Origin of the sequence: Desulfolutivibrio sp., assembly GCF_036584575.1 — a bacterium.
Classification (GTDB): Bacteria; Desulfobacterota; Desulfovibrionia; order Desulfovibrionales; family Desulfovibrionaceae; genus Desulfolutivibrio.
In genome coordinates this window covers 1-19,708 of sequence record NZ_JAZHDB010000021.1, presented here as the reverse complement: position 1 = coordinate 19,708, position 19,708 = coordinate 1, and the positions used below count along the sequence as shown (strand labels likewise).

Below are 19,708 nucleotides of genomic sequence, written 5' to 3'. Positions count from 1 at the left end.
AATCCCCGCTTCGGCGGGGATTTTGCTTGTAACGCCGGACGTTCACGGGATATCCGAACGTGTCGGCGTGCGGCGCAAAAGATCGTCCGCAGAAGATGATGCCCCGGATCGTCCAAGAATACCGCGAAGGAATCAGGCATGGAAGAAGAGAGCCGCATACTGCAAGGGGCGCGCGAGGCCCTGGCCATAGCCCGGGGCGAGATGCCCGGCGAGGACGACGCCGTCGCCGCTCCTGGTTCCCTGGAATTATGCCCGCAGTTCCAGGTCCGCCCCCTTGCAGGCCAGCCTGACCAGTCTGGGGATGATCCGCGCTCCTGATTCGTAATAGGCCACGGTGCGGCGGCTTATGCCCAGAACCCGGGCGGCGGCGGTCAGGGACAGGCCGTTGGCGGCCCGCCAGGCCCGGAAGGTCTCGCAGGGCATGGCCGCGCCGCTTTGCTCCATGGCCAACCTCTCCAGGTGATGCGCGTCCACAGCCGCATCCTCCCCAACCGAACCGGCCGGGCCGACCGGCCACACGATCTCCCAGCCGTCCTCGCCCACCTGGACCCGCCGAAACAGCGTCTCGTCGCGAAGCGGGGCGAGAACCGGCGTGCCCGCAATCAGCGCCGCCAGATCCACGGTGCTGGTCCGGCCGTCGTCCCAGGCCACGGATACCGCCTGCGCCCCAACGGCGCGCACGGTCAGGATGCGATGAATGTCAGCCTTCATGTCCCTCTCCATTGAGCCGGTTCCAGGCGTCCCGGATGGCGTTTCTGTTGGCGGCAGCCCAGCGCAGGGCCTCTTCATGGTCCCGGGTCTGGGGAGACGAGGCCAGGATGCCCAGAGTCTCCAGGTCCACCGCCACGGCGAATCCCGGTCCCTGGATGTGGAAATGGGGCGGGGCGTGATCTCCGGCATAGACCACGATCCGCACTCTGCCCAGGCGGTGGATCGTTCCCATGACGTTATGGTAGTGCACTTGTTGCACCATGGCAAGAGGGGGGCGGCAGGTGGGTTCCCTGGGCAACGGCGGTTACCGCTCCGTTACCGCCAACGAAAAAGGGGCCACGATCATTGATCGTAACCCCTTGAATTTGCTTGGTGGGCAGTACAGGATTCGAACCTGTGGCCTTTGGCTCCGGAGGCCAACGCTCTATCCAACTGAGCTAACTGCCCGAAACACGCATGTTTAGTTCAGGGCAGGGGAGCTGTCAAGGTCTTTTCGGCGGGAAAGGCCCGTTTTACGCCGTCCCCGCAGGCCGTATGCGGCGCCCTCGAAATCCGGACGTCCGGATTTCGATGTGAAAACCCGCAATTCCAATATGTTTCAATAACTGGCGGTATGCCGGACGCCCCCTAGGACGCCTGGGCCGCGGCCTTGGGCTCGTCATGTCCGCCGGACACGCACACCATGTTCCGGCCGCTGGTCTTGGCCTGGTACAGGGCCAGGTCGGCCTGGCGCAGGAGGTCCATGCGCTTGTTGAGCGCCCCGGGCTTGAGCGTTGCCACCCCGATGGAGGCGGTCACCTGGAATTCCCGTCCCTCGAAGGCGAACTGCACCGTGGCGATGGCCCGGCGCAGGCGCTCGGCCAATATCCAGGCCTGATCCTCCGAGGTCTGGGGCAGGATGACCACAAATTCCTCGCCGCCGTACCGGGCGCCGAAGTCCGTGCTGCGCAGGGCGTCTTGCAGCACGCGGCCGATCTCGCGCAACACCATGTCCCCGGCCTGATGGCCGTGCTGGTCGTTGATCAGCTTGAAGTGGTCCAGGTCGAGCATCAAAAGGCTCAGGTGGCTGCTGTACCGCTGGTGGCGCTTGAGCTCCTCCACCATGCGTTCGTCAAAGGCCCGGCGGTTGTGGATGCGGGTCAGGCCGTCGTGGTCGGCCTTGGTCTTAACCTCGCTGAAAAGGGCGGCGTTGCGCAGCGCCAGCGACAAATGATTGACGGCGGCATACAGGGCCTGCACCTCGTCCTTGCCCATGGGATGGCCGGCGCCCCGGGAGATGGCCAGGCATCCGAAGACATGGCCGGCGGTTTTGAGCGGCAGAAGCAGCACGCCGGTGGCGTCCAGGGTGTAGTCGGGGGTGTCGGTTCGGGATTCTCCGGGTCCGAGATAGGCGACCTGGTATCCGGCCACGGGGCGCTGGGTCAGGCGGTGGACGTTATCCAGAAGATAGCCGGTCCAGGCCTCTTCGGCGTCGGGCTCCATGTCCGGTTCCAGGAAAAATTCGGATTCGATCACGCCGTTTTCATCCGACTGCCAGAAGGCGGACATGAGCGCCTTGATGGGCAGCAAAAGGCCCAGATCGTCCCTGGCCTGGGTCAGGATCACCGTGGGGTCGAGGGATTCCGAGGCCCGGGTGAGGATCTGGTTCAGGAAAAGGATCAAGTCGGTCTTGCGGGCCAGAAGCTCCCGCTCCAACATGATTTCCCGGGTCATGCGGAAGATGTCGTCATAGAGGCTTTTGACCTCCTTGGCCCGGAAGATCACGTCGCGGATCTTTTTGGTGGTCAAGGGCAGGGACACGGCGGACAAAAAGCCGTTCTCCACCACGTCTTCAAAGTCCGACACGGACTTCCCGTCCTCGACGAGCAGCACGCGCTGGGGGAGATCCCATTCCCGAAGCCGGTGGCGCACCTCGTCGGGCATGTCAGTCCACGCCTTGCGGGTGATCCAGATGACCAGCGGATTGCATCGGGCGATGTCCCGTTCCTTGGGCAAGGTCTCGTCGGACCAGTTGCGCAGATGATATCCCGGTCCCAGGGCGGCAAGGATTTCCCCCTCGACCTGTTCGGATAAACCTATCCCCCAGACCAGTTCCGGCCTGCTTCCGCGCTTCATGACATACCTCCGTACTGGAGCTCTCGCGATTTAGGGCCATGCAATGCAATATCAAGGCCATACCCAGAAACGCCCATGCGCCGCCTGGAAAATCGGGAGATGTTTCGCCCTGGAAGGGCCGCACGCCGACGCGCAATTGACATCCCACGGGTTTCGTGGCTTGTGGGGTCCATGCCCGAACCGCGCCTGTGGGGAACCCTCGACCCTTTCCTGGAATCCGGCGACGCCCTGGGCCGCAAGGCGGCCAATGCCGGATTCCTCGACGCCCTGTTGGACGCCGATCCCTTCGACGCCTACCATTTCTATCTGGCCTCGCCCAAGGACCGCGACGAACAGGCCCGGATGCTGGGCGACAGGCGGCCCGACCTCGCGAGCCGGGGAAAATTCAAATTCTTGACGCGCCTGGATCTTCCCGCAGGCCTACGCCACAACGACTATTTCGCCTTCCACCTCTCGGACTGCATCAACTTCCCGGCCCATCTGGCCCGGTTGCGCAACCTCGTTTCCCGGGACATCTTCCCCATCACCTCGGTCACCCATTCCTTGAGCTATGCCGCCTACGGCCGGGATTTCCTCCTGCACCTGTGGCCGGGGGCCACGGCCAGGGACGCGGTGGTGGCCACCTCCCGGGCCGCCGTGGACGCCGTGGGGCAGTTTTATGCCTATCTGGCGCAGGGATACCCCCAGCCGGGGTCGCCCGTCGCGCCCCTTGCGCCCATTGCGGGGCGGCCCCGGGTCGTGCGCCTGCCCCTTGGGGTGGATGTGGCGTCATTTTCCGTGGCCACGGACCAGGCCCGGCGCGAGGCCCGGGAGGGCCTTGGCATTCCTCCGGACTCCACGGTCTTTCTGATCTTCGCCCGCATCTCCCACAGCTCCAAGCTCGATCCCCTGCCGGTCTTCCGGGCCTTTCAGCGGCTTTTGGCGGAGCATCGCCACAAGGACGGGGGAACGCCGCCGTGTCTGGTCATGGCCGGATGGACGGAAGAGGGCGGGGGGGCCTTCTCGCAGGCCCTTACGGACTTCGCGGCGGGGGTCGGGCTGGCCTTCCGTCTGTTTCCCCGCCCGGACGAGGCCCGGAAACGCCGTATCTTCGCCGCAGCAGACATCTTTTTGTCCCCGGTGGACAACCTGCAGGAAACCTTCGGGCTGTCGATCCTGGAGGCCATGGCCTGCGGGTTGCCGGTGGTGGCCTCGGACTTCGACGGCTATCGCGATCTTGTGGCGCATGGCGGCACGGGGCTTTTGGTTCCCACCCTGGGGCCAGGAGACACGCCGCTTCTGGACGCCCTGTCCCCCCTGTGTTTCGACAACCACGCCCACCTGATACGCGCCCAACAGTGCGTGGTGGAGGTGCCGCAACTGGCCCGAGCCCTGACCGATCTGGCGGACGATCCGGACTTGCGGCGGCGGATGGGCCACAGTGGCCGCAGGCGGGTCGAGGCGGAATTTTCCTGGGGCCATGTGGTGACGCGGTATCTGGCCCTGTGGGAAAAACTATGGCGTGAACCGGTCCCGGATCGCGACGGCCTGCGCGGCATGCCCCATCCCATGCACATCCCCTACGGCCGCGTGTTCAGCGGCCATCCCTCGGCGCTTTTCGACCCGAAGCTTGTGGTGACGTCCAGCCGGGCCGGACAGGCGGTCTACCGGGGCCAGGACTTCCCGGTCATCTATCCGGCCCTGGACGCCCTTTTCGACATGGCGACGCTCAAGCGGCTGCTCGTGCTGGCCAGAAATCCCCTGACGGTCGCCGAACTGGCGGACAAACTCATGGGGATCGCGCCGGACATGGACGAGGAGCGGGCTGCGTTCGGCATCCTGTGGGCGCTCAAGCACGATCTTTTGGAGCGGGTCGGTGATGGGGCGACGATACGGAAGGCGGGCCTTGGGCAGGCCGGGGAGGCGGATCGTGGCCCGTCGTGACAAACGCAGCGTCATCCCCAGGCTGAAAGGCCCGGGCGAATACGCTCCCCCCAAGCGCAGCCTGGGGCAGAACTTTTTGGTGGATCAAAACATCTCCCGCAAGATCGTGGCCGCCCTGGGCATTGCTCCGGAAGATACGGTCCTTGAGATCGGTCCCGGCCGAGGGGCGCTTTCGGAATGGATCGCCAAGGCTGGACCCGGCCGTTACCTGGCCGTGGAAAAGGATGCGGACCTGGCCATGGCCTTGCCCGCCCGGGCCCCAGGGGTGTGCGTCGCGGCCATGGACGCCCTGCGCCTGGACTGGGCGCGGCTGGGAAGGCTGCCCCGGCTCAAGCTGGTGGGGAATCTGCCGTACAACGTGGCCTCGCCGCTGGTGTGGGATCTGTGCTCGCAGGTGGCCGCCTTCGAATACGCCATATTCATGGTCCAGCACGAAGTGGCCCTGCGCATGGCCGCCCGTCCCGGCGCCGGGGAATATGGCGCGCTGACGGCCTGGATGGGGAACTTCGTGGCGGTGGACTATCTGTTCAAGGCGCCGCCCACGGTCTTCCGTCCCCGGCCCAAGGTGAATTCGGCCGTGGTGCGCCTTGTCCCCCTGCCCTCCGGGCCGCGTCCCGAGAGCCTTTCCGGGCTGGCGACCTTCCTGAAATGGTGTTTCAGCCACCGCCGAAAGCAGATGCGCCACACCCTCAAGGCCCAGTGGACGGATGATGTTGCGCAACTCTTTGAAACAAATGGGTATTTACCTTCTTGTCGACCGGAGGAACTCTCGCCGGAATTTTTCAGGATTTTGGCGAAAACCTTGAAAATCCACGGGCCCTCTTGACTTTGGGTTGAAAATGGAGTTCATCTCTTGCCAATTACGCAGACGATGGATTGTGATTTTTTTGTCTCATCGCGTGTCACGTCATTTCCGCCGGGGAGAGGTTGGAATTGGCGGTCTGATTGAAAGGCCGCTGGGTATGGCCTTGCCGGTCATGACATGTTTTTTTCAGGAGTGGGAGAGGGGATCGAATCGCGTGAGAGGCCGACGGCTGCCGTCGGCGATTCCAAAAGAGGAGGAGAGGACCGATGACCAAGGCTGATCTGGTGGTGAAAATCGCGGAAAAGACCGGGCTGACCAAGGCGAACGCCGAACGTGCGCTGAACGCCTTTCTGGAGTCCGTTGAAGCCACGCTTGTCGCGGACGGAAAACTGACCCTGACGGGGTTCGGCACCTTTGCCGTGGACGAGCGCAAGGCTCGCACCGGCCGTAACCCGCGCACCGGCGCCGAGATCAACATCCCGGCCAGCAAGGTCGTGAAGTTTCGCCCCGGCAAGCTGCTCAAAGACGCCATTCAATAACTCTTGGGAGCCAACATCATGTGGATGATTCACGGAGAAACGGTCCAGAGTCCGCTGCCCCAGGATCTGCCCTGGTGGATGCCTGACCATTTCATCTTTTTCAGCGTGCTGTATCTGGTGCTGTTCATCATCGGTTCCGGTGTGGGCTACTGCGTCCTGAAGTCCCTCAAAGACGCCACCTGCCAAGAGGCCGGTCACCATCACTGATTCCCGCCGATACGGCCGGGGCAGCTTTCGGACCCGCCTGGCGACGGCCGGGCGGGTTCTTTTTCTCGTTCCTGGCGGATGCAGGGAAAACCCTTGCTTTTTGCCCGGACGGGGAATATGAATCTCGTTTTCCGCCAATATCTCTAAGCGGAAAGATCGGGCCAGAGGGGGTGAGGTACGTGCCGGGAGTTTTCCTTGAGGATTCCGACAACTTCGACATTGCGTTGCGTCGTTTCAAGAAGCAGGTGGAGAAGGCCGGGGTGTTGTCCGAGTTGAAAAAACGGCAGCATTTCGAGAAGCCAAGCGTCATGCGCAAGAAGAAAAAGGCTGCCGCCAGAAAGCGTCTGCTGAAAAAGATGCGCAAAATCAACATGATGTAATGAATCTTACAGACCGCATAGAAAAAGACTACCTTGCCGCCTACAAGGCCAGGGACGAGGTGCGCGTGTCCGTTTTGCGCATGCTCAAATCTGCTGCCAAAAATCGGCAGGTGGAACTTCTGCGGCCCCTTTCCGACGACGAACTGGCCGAGGTTCTTGTGAAACAGGCCAAACAGCGTCGGGAGTCCATTGAGCAATTCGGCCGTGCAGGCCGTGACGATCTTCGGGACAAGGAGGAGCGGGAGCTTTCGGTTCTTATCGAATACCTCCCCTCTCCCTTGACCGAGGACGAACTTCTCCGCGAGGTCGACCAAGCCATTGCCGAGCTTGGAGCCCAAAGCGTCAAGGACATGGGACGGGTTGTTTCGGCCGTCCTGGCAAAGCACAAGGGCCGGGCCGACGGGAAAAGGGTCAGCGACATGGCGCGTTCCCGCTTGTCCAGGTAGCTTACCCACCGCACCGCGCACCCATGGATACACGCTCCCTCCAGCTTTTGGAGTTTCCCAAGGTCCTCGGATACCTGGCGGATTTTTCCGTGTCCGTTCCCGGACGCCGGGCGTCCATGGCGCTGACGCCTTTGGCGGACATGGAGCTTTTGTCCGAGCGGCAGGGGCTTTTGGCCGAGTGCCTGGAGTTGCGCCGCGACGCCGTCTTTGATCTTTCCGAATTTCCCTCTTTGGACGGACTGTTCGAGTCCCTCGGCGGCGAAAGCGTTCCCCTGGACCTGGACGCCCTGTTCGCCATCCAGGACGTGCTCATCCAGGCCGGACAGGCCCGCGAGGCCCTGGCCCCCCGGGAAGCGCCCCGGGGAGTTCCGGAACCGGCGCGGCCCCTGTTGGGCCGGATGGCCGAGGCCGCGCCGGTTCCCAAAAAGACCATGGCCGCCCTGGCCCGCTGTCTGGCCCCGGATGGGGGGCTTCGCGACGAAAGCTCCCCCGAGCTCTTTTCCGCCCGGGCCGAAATACGGGCCATCCACCGTCGCTGCACGCGCCAGGTCAAGGACTACGTCCAGGAGCAGGGGCTTTCCCCCTTCCTCCAGGACGATTTCATGACCATCTCCTCTGATCGCTACGTGCTGCCGCTGAAGTCCAATTTCAAGGGCCGCATCCCGGGGATCATCCACGACTATTCCCAGACCGGCGAGACCTGCTACTTCGAGCCGTTTTTTTTGGTGGAGGTCAACAACCGCCTCCAGGAGCTCAAAAAAGAGGAGCGCGAGGCCGAGGCCAAGGTTCTGGCCGCGTTGACCCTTTTGTGCCGCCAGGAATGGGAGGCGCTTACGGCCTCCTACCGGCTTTTGGTCGAGCTGGACGTGCTTTTCGCCTGCGCCGCCCTGGCCGAGGCCATGGGCGGGGTCATTCCCGAGGTGGGAGCGAATGAACCCGTGCGCCTGCCGGGGGCGCGCCATCCGCTGTTGATCCTTGGCCGGTCGGGGGGAGGCGCTGTGGTGCCCCAGGACATCGTGCTTGAACCGCAGCATAGGGCCTTGATCATCAGCGGGGCCAACGCCGGCGGCAAGACCGTGTGCCTTAAGACCCTGGGCCTTTTGGCGCTCATGGCCTTTTCCGGGCTGGCCGTGCCCGCGGCCGCCGGATGCTCCCTGCCGTTTTGGCGCAAGATCTTCGTCTTTTTGGGCGACGAGCAGAGCCTGGAAGACCATCTGAGCACCTTTACGGCCCAGATTCGCCATGTCAGCCGGGCCTGGCCCCAGGTGGACGAGACGACCCTGGTCCTTCTCGACGAGTTCGGGGCCGGAACCGACCCGGCCCAGGGCGCCGCCCTGGCCCAGGCCGTGGTGGACGGGCTGCTCGAAAAAAACGCCTGGTTGGCGGCGGCCACCCATTTCCCGGCGCTCAAGGCCTATGGCCTGAGCAAGTCCGGGGTGCGGGCGGCCTGCATGCTGTTTGATCCGGCCGGGAAAAAGCCCCTGTACCGCTTGGCCTACGATCAGGTGGGGGCCTCGGTGGCCCTGGACGTGGCCCGGGAACACGGCCTGCCGGAAGAAATTTTGGAGCGGGCGCATCGCTATCTGCTTTTGGAGGGGGCCGACTCCACATCCATCCTTGACCGCTTAAACGAACTGGCCCTGCGCAAGCAGGAGGAGCTCGACGAGCTTTCCGCACAAAAGGCGGAAGAAAAGAAAAAAACGGCCAGGATACGGGAGCGGTTCGAAAAGCGCCTGGCTTCCTTGCTGGACGAGGTTCGCGAGGCCTCCCGGGAGATATCGCGCAGCTACCAGGAAGGGCGCCTGGGGCGCAAGCAGGCCCAGAAGGCCCTTGCCGAGGCCGGGAAAAGACTTATTGAGGAACAGGCGGCGGTGGACCCGGCCCCGGGAACCCCAGCCAAACCGGCCGTCGCCGACTTCGAAAGCCTGGCCCCCGGCGACGCCGTGCACCTGCAAAGCTGGAACAAATCCGGGCGGGTGCTGGACAAGGATCTCAAGAGACGGATGCTTAAGGTCGATATGGGAGGGGTGTGCATCTGGGTGGACGCCCGGGATGCGGCTGCCCCGTCGGGCGGCGATTCCAGGCCGGGCGGCGGGGGATGGTCCATGAAATCCGATTCCGAACCGTCCGGAAGAAGTCCTGTCGCCTCCTTCGTTCTCGACCTGCGGGGACGCCGGGCCGATGAGGCCGTGGCTGAACTGGCCGTGTTTTTGGATGAGAGCGTCATAAAAGGCCGTACCCAGTTGGAAATCGTCCATGGCAAGGGAACGGGAGCGCTACGCCGCGAGGTCCACGATTTTTTGCGCGCCTCTCCCCAGGTGGCGTCGTATTGCCTGGCCCCGGCGGATCGGGGCGGCGACGGCATGACCATGGTGGAGTTGGCGTAACGGTTTTGACGGCCGGGCGGAGCCTTTCGGGACGCGTCCGGCATGGGACGTGACGGCATGAAGTTTGATTCCTCGGGGGTGGCGGCGGTCAAGGCTAGGGCTGACATCGTCGAGATCGTCAGGCGGTATGTGGATCTGCGGCCCGTGGGCGGGCGGCTGGTCGGCGCGTGCCCCTTCCACCAGGAGACCAAGGGATCGTTCAACGTCCATCCGGAGCGGGGATATTTTCATTGTTTCGGGTGCCAGGCCTCGGGGGACGTGATTGATTTCTATTGCCGCATAAACGGGCTGGAATTTCGCGAGGGACTGGAACGGCTGGCCGACGAGGTGGGGGTGCGCCTGGATTCCGGGCGTCCCGACCCCAGGGCCGGGGAGAAAAAACGGCTGCGCCAGGCCTGCCTGGACATGCACGCTCTGGCAGACGCCTTTTTTCGGCGCTGCCTGGCCTCGCCCGAGGGCACGGCCGCCCGGGACTATCTGGCCCGGCGGGGCATCGTCCCGGAGGTGGCCGCGAAGTTCGGCCTGGGCTACAGCCCCGCAGGCTGGCAGGCCCTTGAGGATGTTCTGAAAAAAAAGGGGTTTTCCCCGGCCCAGGCGGCCATGGCCGGGCTTTTGTCCAAACGCGAGGACGGGCGGACCTGGGACCGCTTCCGTGACCGTCTGATCTTTCCCATCCGCGACGTGGCCGGGACCGTGGTGGCCTTTGGCGGCCGCATCATGGGGGAGGGCGACCCCAAATATTTAAACAGCGCCGATTCGCCCATCTATCGCAAGGGGGACCATCTCTACGCCCTGTGCGACGCCAGGCCCTCGATGGCCAAAAGCCGCCGGGCCATTCTTACCGAGGGCTATGTGGACGTCATCACCCTGCACCAGTTCGGCTACGGCGACGCCGTGGGCGTTCTGGGCACGGCGCTCACCCCGGAGCAGATCAAGCGGCTCCTGGGATTTTGCGCCACGGTGGATCTGGTGTTCGACGGGGACGGGGCCGGACGCAAGGCGGCGCTGCGGTCGGCGGAGATGCTTCTGGCCACCGGGGCGGCCTGCCGGGTGACCCTTTTGCCTGAGGGCGAGGATGTGGACAGCCTGCTCCAGACCCGGGGGCGGGAGGCCTTCGAGGCCTGCCTGAGCGGGGCCGACGAGGGCCTGCGCTACTGCTTTCGGGCCGTTTCGGCCATGGCCCGCAAGGAGCAGATCGCCTGGGCCGAGGGTTTTTTGGGCAAGGTGTGCGACGCCAATCTGCGCGCGGCCTATGCCCCGCGAGTCGCCGCAGCCCTCGGGTTGTCCGAGGCGGAATTGCGCGGCGCCCTGGCCGATACCGTGGTGCGGCGGCAGGCGGCCGTTCCGGCCTCCAGACGCCGGGAGCATCCGGGCCTGGAGCTTGACCCGCGCGAGCGCTGCATTGTGACCTTTGCGGCCCGTTGTCCCGAGTACGTCCCCGCCTTGCGGGAGCTTGGGGCGGGAGACTATTTATCCGGATCTGCGGCGCGGTCCCTGTGGGCCCGGCTGGCGGCCCTGGGGGACGGCGATCCCAGGCTGGTTTTCGAAGAGCTGGAGCTGGACTTCGTGCTGGAGGCCAGACGGCTCGGGGAACTGCCCGACGAGGCGCGCCAGGAGCTTTTCGAGGAGATTTCCGGATTTTTGCGCGCCACCCGGAGCGAGTCGGCCCGCAAGGAACTCATGGAGGCCATGCGCCGGGCCAGGGCCGTGGGAAACACGGGAGAAGAGATGCGGCTATTCGCCGAGCTTAATGCCTTACTTGGGAGGGGAGATGAGTAATCTCAAGGAAATTCAGCAGATCAAGAGCCTCATCGTCAAGGGCAAACAAAAAGGCTTTTTGACCATTGATGAGGTCAACAAGGCTCTGCCTTCCGAGGTCAATAATCCCGAGCAGATCGAGGAGGTCATCTCCATATTCGATCAGCTCGACATTAATATCGTGGATTCGGACAAGGACGCCCGCAAGCTCGACACCCTGACCGCCGAGCCCGACGACACCCCGGACGCCGACCTGGAACTCACCGAAAGCGAGGATTCCCTCGATTATTCCTCGCGCAGCACCGACCCCGTGCGCATGTATCTGCGCGAGATGGGCGCGGTGCCCCTGCTTGATCGCGACGGCGAGGTGACCATCGCCAAAAAGATCGAAAACGGCGAGATGGACGTGCTCTACGCCCTGGTCGAGGTGCCCGTGGCCATCGAAGAGCTGGTCCAGGTGGGCGACGACCTGCGCCTGGGCCGCATGAAGCTCAAGGATGTGGTCAAGACCATCGAGGAGGATGACCCCTCCGAGGACGAGATGAACCAACGGCAGCGGGTCATCTTCCTTTTGGAGGAAATTCGGGCCATCTATCGCAAAAAGCGCAAGATCTACGGCAAGCTGGACCAGTGCGCCTGTCTGTCCCGGCGGGTCTACGGCATCCAGAAAGAGATCATGGTCTATAAGGACGAGGTGGTGGGGCGTCTTCGGGACATCAAGCTGGAAAAGACCCTCATTGACCGGGTCATCGAGACCGTGGAGGACTACGTGCGGCAGATGCATAACTGCCAGCGCGACCTGTCGGCCTATATCCTGTCCGTGGGCAAATCCCAGTCCGAGATCAAGGAGCTTTTCGGCCGACTCGACCAGCGCGACATCAATCCCGTCCTGGCCGCCGACAGCCTGGGCCTTACCGTGGAGGAGCTTTTTTCTTTCAAGGAGATGCTCACGGCCAAGATGGAGATTCTCGTTCGCCTCCAGGACAAGTGCTGCCACCACGTCCACGACCTGGAAGAGGTGCTGTGGCGCATCAAGCGCGGCAACACGGCGGCCCAGCGGGCCAAGCAGGAGCTTATCCGCTCCAACCTGCGCCTGGTGGTGTCCATCGCCAAGAAATACACCAACCGCGGCCTCCAGTTCCTGGATCTCATCCAGGAAGGCAACATCGGGCTCATGAAGGCCGTGGACAAGTTCGAATACCAGCGCGGCTACAAGTTCTCCACCTACGCCACCTGGTGGATCCGGCAGGCCATCACCCGGGCCATCGCCGACCAGGCCCGGACCATCCGCATCCCCGTGCACATGATCGAGACCATCAACAAGCTGATCCGCACCTCGCGCTACCTGGTGCAGGAGCTTGGCCGCGACCCCACCCCTGAGGAGATCGCCGAGCGCATGGACTATCCCCTGGAGAAGGTCAAAAAAGTCCTCAAAATCGCCAAGGAGCCCATCTCCCTGGAAACCCCCATCGGCGACGAGGAGGATTCCAGCCTGGGCGATTTCATTGAGGACAAAAAGGCCCTGGCCCCTGCCGAAGAGGTGGTCAACACCAAGCTCGGCGAGCAGATCGGCAAGGTGCTCTCGGACCTGACCCCGCGTGAGGAACAGGTGCTTCGCAAGCGTTTCGGGCTGGGGGAGAAGTCCGACCACACCCTGGAAGAGGTGGGCAAGCTTTTCAACGTCACCCGTGAGCGCATCCGCCAGATCGAGGCCAAGGCCCTGCGCAAGCTGCGCCACCCGGTGCGCAGCCAGCATCTGCGGTCCTATTACGAAAGCTAGGGAAGCGGCCTGCGGGCCGTTTCGACTGATGACGACGCTCCGGTTTGTCAACCGGGACGTTGCGCCGAAAGCGGCGGCCAAGCCGCCGGGCGCAATGGCGCGAAAAGCCCTTGCGTACGGCGCGGCAGGGCCGCGACCTGCTCGGGATGATTGAGACTTTTGACTTTGACGGCAGCCTCGGAAAAAGCGGCCCGAAGGCCGTTTTTTCGTGGCCGCAGGGCGGATTTGGTTCCGGCAGGCGTTTGTCGGGCTTGGCTTTGCGGCGAAAATATGTTCAAGAACCGTGTTTCGACGTGGTTTATGCCGTGCGGGCCTTTTTTGTTGAACCGTTCCCGCGCTGGAAACCGATTTCCCGGGCCGACATCTGGCCGTCGGGAAATGCAACCAGGACCGGAGGAAGTATGTTTTTCGACAGCGTGGCCTTCGCTATGGGCGCCGTCCCGGGCGGTGATCAGGCCGCCGGAAATCCCATTGGCGCCTTTTTGCCCCTGATTCTGATGTTCGCCATTTTCTATTTTCTGCTCATCCGTCCCCAGCAGAAAAAGGCCAAGCAGCATAAAGAGCTTCTGGCCAACCTGAAAAAGGGCGACTCGATCATCACCGGCGGGGGCATCTACGGACGCATTTTTGCCGTCAACGGCGACGTGCTGACCATTGATGTGGGCAGTGGCGTGGAAATCAAGGTCAATCGCGCCTTTGTCTCCGGACTTGCCGACGGCGGTCCCAAGATCGAGCCCAAGGGCAAGGACAAGGCCAAGGAATCCGAATAGCACAGCTGCGTCGCGGGACGGCCGCGACAGGGGCAGGCGGTCTTGCAAAAGGATCGTCCGTTCCTTTTTTACGGCCGTCCGCGCGCTGCCTTGAGCCGCTTTTGCGGCGTGAAGGAGAGGCGCACTCATGACCGGAAGCTTGCGTTGGCGCGTGGCGCTCATCGCGGTGGTCGTCTTTTTCGGCCTTTTGTATATGCTGCCCTCGATCCCGGGGGTCAAGGAATCGGCTTTGGGCAAATTTTTGCCCGACGACGAGGTGAGCCTTGGGCTGGATCTCAAGGGCGGCATTCATCTGACCCTTGGCGTGGATGTGAACAAGGCCGTGCAGAACTCCCTGTCGCTCATGGGTCGCGACGTCCGGGAACAGGCCCGCGAGGACGGCATCGCCGTGTTGCGTCCGGGGATGACCGATGGCAAGCACCTAGACTTCGTCCTGGCCAAGATGGACCAGCGCGAGGCTCTGGACGCGATGCTCAAAAAGCAATTCTCCATCCTCTCCGTTGTCTCCACCGAGACCGTGGAGGGCGACAAGCTTTTGTATAAGCTGCAATTCACCCCGGAATACCTGGACTACCTGGAAAAGCTGACCATCGATCAGGCGGTCAAGACCATCCGCAACCGCATCGACGAATTCGGCGTGGCCGAGCCGGACATCCGGCGGCAGGCTGACGGCCGCATCCAGGTCCAACTGCCCGGCCTTGAGGATCCTGAGCGGGCCATCAAGATCATCGGCCGCACGGCCCATCTGGAATTCAAGATCGTGGACGATGAAGCCGATCCGGACAAGGCCGCCAAGGGCATCCTGCCCCCCGGCCGGGAATTGTCCACTATGCGGCACCGCAACAACGACGGAACCTTCCTGGATCGTCCCATCGTGCTCAAGGCCGACGCGGTCATGACCGGCGAATACATCTCCGACGCCCGGGCCAACTTCGACTCCAACAACCAGGCCTACGTGTCCCTGACGTTTACCCCGCGCGGCTCCAAGCTTTTCGAGCGCATCACCGCCGACAACGTCAAAAAGCGCATGGCCATCATGCTCGACGGCAAGGTCTATTCCGCTCCGGTCATCCAGGAAAAAATCAGCGGCGGACGGGCCAGCGTCACCGGTCGGTTCTCGACCGACGAGGCCCGGGATCTGGCCATCGTGCTGCGGGCCGGTTCCCTGCCCGCGCCGGTGAACATCCTTGAGCAGCGCAGCGTCGGTCCCTCCCTGGGCCAGGAGTCCATCGAAAAGGGCGTCATGGCCGCCCTGATCGGCGGCGCGCTGATCATCGTGTTCATGGTCGTTTACTACGGATTCGGGGGGCTGGTGGCCGATGTGGCCCTGGTGCTCAACATCATGCTCATCCTGGCCGGACTGGCCGGATTTGGGGCCACCCTGACCCTGCCGGGCATCGCGGGCATCATATTGACCCTGGGCATGGCCGTGGACGCCAACGTCATCATCTTCGAGCGCGTGCGCGAGGAGCTCAGGCGGGGGCTTACCCCGCGCATGGCCCTGGACGAGGGATATTCCCGGGCCAGCCTGACCATCTTCGACGCCAACATCACCACCATCATCGCCGCCGTGGTGCTGTATGAGTTCGGCACCGGCCCCATCCGGGGCTTCGCCGTGACGCTGATCCTGGGCATTGTGGCCTCCATGTTCACGGCCATTTTCGTCACCCGGACCATCTTCGACATCTGGATGCGCCGCCGCCCCCCGGGAGCGGCCATCAGCATTTAGGTTCCTCCGCTGACTGTTTCACGGGCCTCCTTCGGGAGGCCCTTTTCTTTGGCGCCCTGCGATCTGTCTATCCCCCGCACCCGCAGTCCTGGTCGCTATCGTCGTCTTGCGCCGCTTTCCGATGCCGTTGACAATATCCTGGGGGGAAGATAGGAATTGACAGCATACGAAATCGGATTTGTGATGTCTTTTTTGGCATGAATTGCAGCTTGGCATCCCCGGTTGGCATGGTATTTTTTGTGTTTTCGCCGAGAAGCGGGTCGTTTTTCCCGGCGCGTGGCCGGGAGAGACGTACGGCGGGTCGCGCGGGGGCCATGGGGCCGTCCGATGCGGGCCTTTCCGTCAAACAGGTTCGACGCAAGGAGACCAGGATGATTCGCAAGACACTTCTGTGGTGCGCGGCGGTGGTTTTCATTTTCGCCCAAACAGCCCAGGCCCATTTCGGCATGGTCATCCCCTCGGCCGACCATGTCCTGGACAAGGGCAAGGAGACCGTGACCCTGACCCTGGCCTTTGCCCATCCCATGGAGGGAAACGGCATGGACCTGGTGAGCCCCAAGGAGTTCGTCATGGTCGAGGGCGAAACCAAAACCGATCTCAAATCCGCCCTCAAAGAGATCAAATTCATGGACCACAAGGCCTGGCAGGCCTCCCAGGCCCTGAAAAAACCCGGCGTCTATTCCTTCTACATGGCGCCCGAGCCCTATTGGGAGCCCGCCGAGGACTGCTTCATCCAGCACTTCACCAAGGTGGTGGTTCCGGCCTTTGGCGAGGAAGAGGGCTGGGACAAGCCCCTGGGCCTTAAGACCGAGATTGTGCCCCTGACCCGCCCCTTCGGCAACTATGCGGGGAACGTCTTCCAGGGCAAGGTGCTGCTTGACGGCAAGCCTGCCGTCGGATGCGCCGTTGAGGTCGAATATTACAACAAGGACAAAAAATACGCCGCCCCCAACGACTACATGGTTACCCAGGTGGTCACCACCGACGATGCGGGCGTGTTCACCTATGTGGCCCCCTGGGCCGGATGGTGGGGATTTGCGGCGCTGAGCACCGCCGCCGAGAAGCTGGCCCACGACGGCCAGGACAAGGATGTGGAGCTTGGCGCGGTGCTGTGGACGTATTTCGTTGATCCGGCCAAGGGAAAGAAGTAAAAGCGGCTGTTTCCCCGGCCGCCTGGGATGACCGGCGGCCGGGGTTGTTTTTTGGAGGAGGGGGCATGCATATTTCGGAAGGGGTGTTGTCCGCGCCGGTTTTGGGGGTTGGGGCGGTGCTGGCGGCCCTGGGTACGGCCGTGGGGCTCAAGCGTCTGGACTACGACCGGCTCATGACCGTGGCCATCCTCTCCGCCGCCTTTTTCGTGGCCTCGCTCATCCATGTCCCCATCGGCCCGTCCAGCGCCCATCTCATCATGAACGGCCTCCTGGGGGCGCTTCTGGGCTGGGCCGCCTTTCCGGCCATCCTGACCGGGCTTTTGCTCCAGGCGGTGCTCTTCCAATACGGAGGCCTGGCCGTGCTCGGGGTCAACGCCTGCGACATGGCCTATCCGGCCGTGGCCTGCTTTTATCTCTTCCGGCCGCTTTTGCGGTCTACCGGAAAGCGACGCGCCGTGGGGGCCTTTTGCTGCGGTTTTTTTTCCGTTCTTTTCTCGGCGCTTCTGACCGCCGTGGCCCTGGAGTTCTCCGACGAGGGCTTTTTCGCGGCGGCCAAGATCCTGGTGGCCGTGCATCTGCCCATCATGGTCGCCGAAGGCTTGATCACGGCCATGGTGGTTTCGTATCTGGCGAAGACCCGCCCCGAATTGTTGTGGGGCGTGGCGGCCCGGTGAGCCGCTTTTCGGCGCAAATCATCCACTGGCCGACTGTCCGGGGCGGCCTGGGAGGGGGCATGAATCACGCGGCGTTGTGCTGGTTGCGGACGTTTCTGCTGGCGCTTGTCATGGCCATGGGGGCCGTTCCCGAGGCCTCGGCCCACCGGGTGAACCTCTTTGCCTATGTCGATGGCGGCAGGATCGTCACCGAGTCCTGGTTCAGCAAGTCCAGCCGGGTGCGCGGCGGCCTCATCGAGGTCTTCGACGCGGCCACGGGGGAGAAGTTCTTCTCCGGAACCACCGACGACCAGGGCCTGCTTTCCTTCGACATCCCGGCTGCGGCCCGGGCCAAAAAGGCCGATCTGCGCATCTCCCTCAAGGCCGGAGAGGGCCACGCCAATGAAACCATCCTCAAGGCCGAAGAATATCTGAACTCCCCGGTGACCGCCGCCCCTGCCGCGCCCGCCCCGGTTTCGTCAGCGGACCCGGCAAAGGCCCCGGCCGATACGCCGGTCGCGACGAACGACCTCCCTGCGGCCGCACCGGCAGCGCCGATTCCCTCCCCACCAGCCTCCTCCGGGGCGACCGCAACCAAGGTTCCGCCCCAGGCCGCAACTCCCGCCCCGGTTTCGCCCGATCCCGCCCTGTTGGCCGCCATGGACCGGATGCTCGACGCCAAGCTGGCCCCGGTCAAGACCCTTTTGGCCGAGGCCATGGACCCCGCGCCGTCCATGACCGAAATTCTCGGCGGCATCGGCTGGATCTTCGGCCTCATGGGCGTGGCCGCCTATTTCAAGAGCCGGAAGGGATAGCCGACCCGGTGCTTGACGAGCCCTTTGCCCGGGGGGATTCCCCCATCCATCGCCTGGATCCCCGCTATCGGGTGGCCATGGTCTTTTGTTTCACCGTGGCCGTGGCCTTGTGCCGCCATCTGGCCGCCCCCCTGGCGGGCCTTGGGGTGGGCGTGATCCTTATGGCCCTGGCCCGGCTCGATCCCCTGGCCGTCGGGCGCAGACTTGTGGCCGTCAATTTCTTCATCTTCTTTCTCTGGCTGGTGCTGCCCTTTTCCCTGCCGGGAACCCCCGTCCTGACCCTCGGCCCCCTGACCGCCACCCGCCAGGGGATGGCCCTGGCCCTTCTGGTCACGGTCAAATCCAACGCCGTGGTCTGCGCCTTTTTGGCCCTGGCCGCCACCATGGACGCCCCGGTCTTCGGGCAGGCCCTCGGCCGCCTGGGCGTTCCTCCCAAATTGACCTTCCTGTTCCTTTTCACCTATCGCTACGTCCATGTCCTGGCCGACGAATATTCCCGGCTGCGCGTGGCCGCCAAGCTGCGCGGCTTTCATCCGAAAACCGGTATGCATACCTACCGCACCGTGGCCAACCTGCTGGGCATGGTCCTGGTGCGCGGCTACGACCGCTCCCGGCGGGTCTACGAGGCCATGGTCCTACGCGGATTTTGCGGCGCGTTCTACACCCTGCGCCGGTTTTCCGCCGCCCCCCGGGACCGGGCGTTCCTTGCGGCCATGATCGTCTGTCTGGCGGCCATGGCCGCCCTGGAAGCCTTTCCTTTGCATTTCTGATGGTTCCTCATGGAGACGCGCATGGATCAAACACGGCCACCGCTTCTGGAACTGCGCCGGATATGCTTCACCTATCCCGGGGCGATGCGTCCCGTGCTCGACGGCATGGACTTCTGCTTTCATTCCGGCGACCGCATGGGGCTGTTCGGCCCCAACGGCAGCGGCAAGACCACCATGCTGCACGTGATCATGGGCCTTTTGCGTCCCGCCTCGGGCGAGGTGCTCTTCGGCGACGCCCCGTGCCGTGTGGAAAAAGACTTTGCAACGGTGCGCCGCAGCATCGGCCTTTTGCTGCAAAACGCCGACGACCAGCTTTTCAACCCCACGGTTCTGGATGACGTGGCCTTCGGGCCCCTGAACCTCGGCCTGTCCCCCGATGCGGCCCGCGCCCGCGCCGTCGAAACCATGGAATTCCTCGGCCTCTCCGGCTTCGAGGACCGCCTGACGCATCGCCTGTCCGGCGGCGAGAAAAAACTCGTGTCCTTGGCCGGGGTGCTGGCCATGCGGCCCAAGGCCCTGCTCCTGGACGAACCCACGAACGGCCTGGACCCGGAAACCCGCGACCGGATCATCGCCATCCTAAACAACCTCGAGACCTCGCTTATCGTCATCTCCCACGACTGGGACTTCCTCGACCAGACCACCACGACCTTCCTTACCATCCAAAACGGACGCATGGTCCGCGAAGACGGTCACGCCTTCCATACCCACGTGCATAGCCACCGCTTCGGCGCCCAGCCCCATCGCCATCGCCCGTAAAGGGGCGGGG

General features: G+C 63.6%; 19 protein-coding genes and 1 tRNA gene. 16 read left to right on the top strand and 4 right to left on the bottom strand.

All coding sequences use genetic code 11. From position 1 onward, the window contains the following. Positions 1 to 246: 246 nt before the first annotated feature. From V3572_RS01635 to V3572_RS01620, 4 genes are all read right to left on the bottom strand, one after another. Complete coding sequence (locus tag V3572_RS01635; RefSeq protein ID WP_332109227.1) at positions 247 to 711, bottom strand: helix-turn-helix domain-containing protein; 465 nt, start codon at positions 709 to 711, stop codon at positions 247 to 249. After that, positions 701 to 961, bottom strand: coding sequence for a DUF4160 domain-containing protein (locus tag V3572_RS01630; RefSeq protein WP_332109226.1), 261 nt, complete (start codon positions 959 to 961; stop codon positions 701 to 703). The genes V3572_RS01635 and V3572_RS01630 overlap by 11 nt, the downstream gene beginning before the upstream one ends. Before the next feature lie 120 nt (positions 962 to 1,081). Then, positions 1,082 to 1,158, bottom strand: a tRNA-Arg gene (locus tag V3572_RS01625). A 180-nt stretch (positions 1,159 to 1,338) separates the two neighbouring features. Then, complete coding sequence (locus V3572_RS01620) at positions 1,339 to 2,826, bottom strand: GGDEF domain-containing protein (protein ID WP_332109225.1); 1,488 nt, start codon at positions 2,824 to 2,826, stop codon at positions 1,339 to 1,341. 171 nt (positions 2,827 to 2,997) lie between these two features. Between V3572_RS01620 and V3572_RS01615 the strand changes: the two genes are divergently transcribed. From V3572_RS01615 to V3572_RS01540, 16 genes are all read left to right on the top strand, one after another. Beyond that, positions 2,998 to 4,749 carry a glycosyltransferase family 4 protein gene (locus tag V3572_RS01615; RefSeq protein ID WP_332109224.1) on the top strand — a complete coding sequence of 584 codons (1,752 nt, stop codon included), beginning with the start codon at positions 2,998 to 3,000 and terminating at the stop codon, positions 4,747 to 4,749. Continuing rightward, complete coding sequence (rsmA, locus tag V3572_RS01610) at positions 4,736 to 5,575, top strand: 16S rRNA (adenine(1518)-N(6)/adenine(1519)-N(6))-dimethyltransferase RsmA (RefSeq protein ID WP_332109223.1); 840 nt, start codon at positions 4,736 to 4,738, stop codon at positions 5,573 to 5,575. The genes V3572_RS01615 and rsmA overlap by 14 nt, the downstream gene beginning before the upstream one ends. A 245-nt stretch (positions 5,576 to 5,820) precedes the next feature. Continuing rightward, a complete protein-coding gene (locus tag V3572_RS01605; protein WP_163300585.1) occupies positions 5,821 to 6,093 on the top strand; it encodes an HU family DNA-binding protein in 273 nt (90 codons plus the stop codon). 24 nt (positions 6,094 to 6,117) lie between these two features. Next, positions 6,118 to 6,300, top strand: coding sequence for a hypothetical protein (locus V3572_RS01600; RefSeq protein WP_332109234.1), 183 nt, complete (start codon positions 6,118 to 6,120; stop codon positions 6,298 to 6,300). A 179-nt stretch (positions 6,301 to 6,479) separates the two neighbouring features. Further along, positions 6,480 to 6,680, top strand: coding sequence for a 30S ribosomal protein S21 (rpsU, locus tag V3572_RS01595; protein ID WP_163300643.1), 201 nt, complete (start codon positions 6,480 to 6,482; stop codon positions 6,678 to 6,680). After that, entirely contained in the window at positions 6,680 to 7,126 is a 447-nt protein-coding gene (locus V3572_RS01590) for a GatB/YqeY domain-containing protein (protein WP_332109222.1), read from the top strand. The genes rpsU and V3572_RS01590 overlap by 1 nt, the downstream gene beginning before the upstream one ends. A 23-nt stretch (positions 7,127 to 7,149) precedes the next feature. Further along, positions 7,150 to 9,513 (top strand): endonuclease MutS2, encoded by a 2,364-nt coding sequence (locus tag V3572_RS01585; RefSeq protein WP_332109221.1) that lies wholly within the window; start codon positions 7,150 to 7,152, stop codon positions 9,511 to 9,513. Between the two features lie 57 nt (positions 9,514 to 9,570). Then, positions 9,571 to 11,292 carry a DNA primase gene (gene dnaG / locus V3572_RS01580; protein ID WP_332109220.1) on the top strand — a complete coding sequence of 574 codons (1,722 nt, stop codon included), beginning with the start codon at positions 9,571 to 9,573 and terminating at the stop codon, positions 11,290 to 11,292. Next, positions 11,285 to 13,051 carry an RNA polymerase sigma factor RpoD gene (rpoD, locus tag V3572_RS01575; protein WP_332109219.1) on the top strand — a complete coding sequence of 589 codons (1,767 nt, stop codon included), beginning with the start codon at positions 11,285 to 11,287 and terminating at the stop codon, positions 13,049 to 13,051. Before dnaG ends, rpoD begins: the two co-directional genes overlap by 8 nt. 401 nt (positions 13,052 to 13,452) lie before the next feature. Continuing rightward, positions 13,453 to 13,821, top strand: coding sequence for a preprotein translocase subunit YajC (yajC, locus tag V3572_RS01570; protein ID WP_332109218.1), 369 nt, complete (start codon positions 13,453 to 13,455; stop codon positions 13,819 to 13,821). Positions 13,822 to 13,948: 127 nt separating this feature from the next. Further along, entirely contained in the window at positions 13,949 to 15,550 is a 1,602-nt protein-coding gene (gene secD / locus V3572_RS01565) for a protein translocase subunit SecD (RefSeq protein ID WP_332109217.1), read from the top strand. 371 nt (positions 15,551 to 15,921) lie between these two features. After that, on the top strand, positions 15,922 to 16,701 hold the full coding sequence (locus V3572_RS01560) for a DUF4198 domain-containing protein (RefSeq protein WP_332109216.1): 780 nt from the start codon (positions 15,922 to 15,924) through the stop codon (positions 16,699 to 16,701). Between the two features lie 65 nt (positions 16,702 to 16,766). Beyond that, positions 16,767 to 17,375, top strand: coding sequence for a cobalt transporter CbiM (cbiM, locus tag V3572_RS01555; RefSeq protein ID WP_332109215.1), 609 nt, complete (start codon positions 16,767 to 16,769; stop codon positions 17,373 to 17,375). 59 nt (positions 17,376 to 17,434) lie between these two features. Next, positions 17,435 to 18,169 carry a hypothetical protein gene (locus tag V3572_RS01550; RefSeq protein ID WP_332109213.1) on the top strand — a complete coding sequence of 245 codons (735 nt, stop codon included), beginning with the start codon at positions 17,435 to 17,437 and terminating at the stop codon, positions 18,167 to 18,169. A gap of 8 nt (positions 18,170 to 18,177) precedes the next feature. After that, positions 18,178 to 18,939, top strand: a complete 762-nt coding sequence (cbiQ, locus tag V3572_RS01545; protein ID WP_332109212.1) for a cobalt ECF transporter T component CbiQ — start codon at positions 18,178 to 18,180, stop codon at positions 18,937 to 18,939. 21 nt (positions 18,940 to 18,960) lie between these two features. Further along, the gene (locus V3572_RS01540; protein ID WP_332109211.1) at positions 18,961 to 19,698 is read left to right on the top strand and encodes an energy-coupling factor ABC transporter ATP-binding protein; all 738 of its coding nucleotides are present in this window, start codon (positions 18,961 to 18,963) and stop codon (positions 19,696 to 19,698) included. Positions 19,699 to 19,708: the final 10 nt, after the last annotated feature.

Bases quoted from the DNA above. Each gene is read 5' to 3' on its own strand.
- V3572_RS01635 (WP_332109227.1), bottom strand. From the start codon at position 711: ATGAAGGCTGACATTCATCGCATCCTGACCGTGCGCGCCGTTGGGGCG.
- V3572_RS01620 (WP_332109225.1), bottom strand. From the start codon at position 2,826: ATGAAGCGCGGAAGCAGGCCGGAACTGGTCTGGGGGATAGGTTTATCC.
- V3572_RS01615 (WP_332109224.1), top strand. From the start codon at position 2,998: ATGCCCGAACCGCGCCTGTGGGGAACCCTCGACCCTTTCCTGGAATCC.
- V3572_RS01605 (WP_163300585.1), top strand. From the start codon at position 5,821: ATGACCAAGGCTGATCTGGTGGTGAAAATCGCGGAAAAGACCGGGCTG.
- V3572_RS01600 (WP_332109234.1), top strand. From the start codon at position 6,118: ATGATTCACGGAGAAACGGTCCAGAGTCCGCTGCCCCAGGATCTGCCC.
- V3572_RS01590 (WP_332109222.1), top strand. From the start codon at position 6,680: ATGAATCTTACAGACCGCATAGAAAAAGACTACCTTGCCGCCTACAAG.
- V3572_RS01585 (WP_332109221.1), top strand. From the start codon at position 7,150: ATGGATACACGCTCCCTCCAGCTTTTGGAGTTTCCCAAGGTCCTCGGA.
- dnaG (WP_332109220.1), top strand. From the start codon at position 9,571: ATGAAGTTTGATTCCTCGGGGGTGGCGGCGGTCAAGGCTAGGGCTGAC.
- rpoD (WP_332109219.1), top strand. From the start codon at position 11,285: ATGAGTAATCTCAAGGAAATTCAGCAGATCAAGAGCCTCATCGTCAAG.
- yajC (WP_332109218.1), top strand. From the start codon at position 13,453: ATGTTTTTCGACAGCGTGGCCTTCGCTATGGGCGCCGTCCCGGGCGGT.
- secD (WP_332109217.1), top strand. From the start codon at position 13,949: ATGACCGGAAGCTTGCGTTGGCGCGTGGCGCTCATCGCGGTGGTCGTC.
- V3572_RS01560 (WP_332109216.1), top strand. From the start codon at position 15,922: ATGATTCGCAAGACACTTCTGTGGTGCGCGGCGGTGGTTTTCATTTTC.
- cbiM (WP_332109215.1), top strand. From the start codon at position 16,767: ATGCATATTTCGGAAGGGGTGTTGTCCGCGCCGGTTTTGGGGGTTGGG.
- V3572_RS01550 (WP_332109213.1), top strand. From the start codon at position 17,435: ATGAATCACGCGGCGTTGTGCTGGTTGCGGACGTTTCTGCTGGCGCTT.
- V3572_RS01540 (WP_332109211.1), top strand. From the start codon at position 18,961: ATGGATCAAACACGGCCACCGCTTCTGGAACTGCGCCGGATATGCTTC.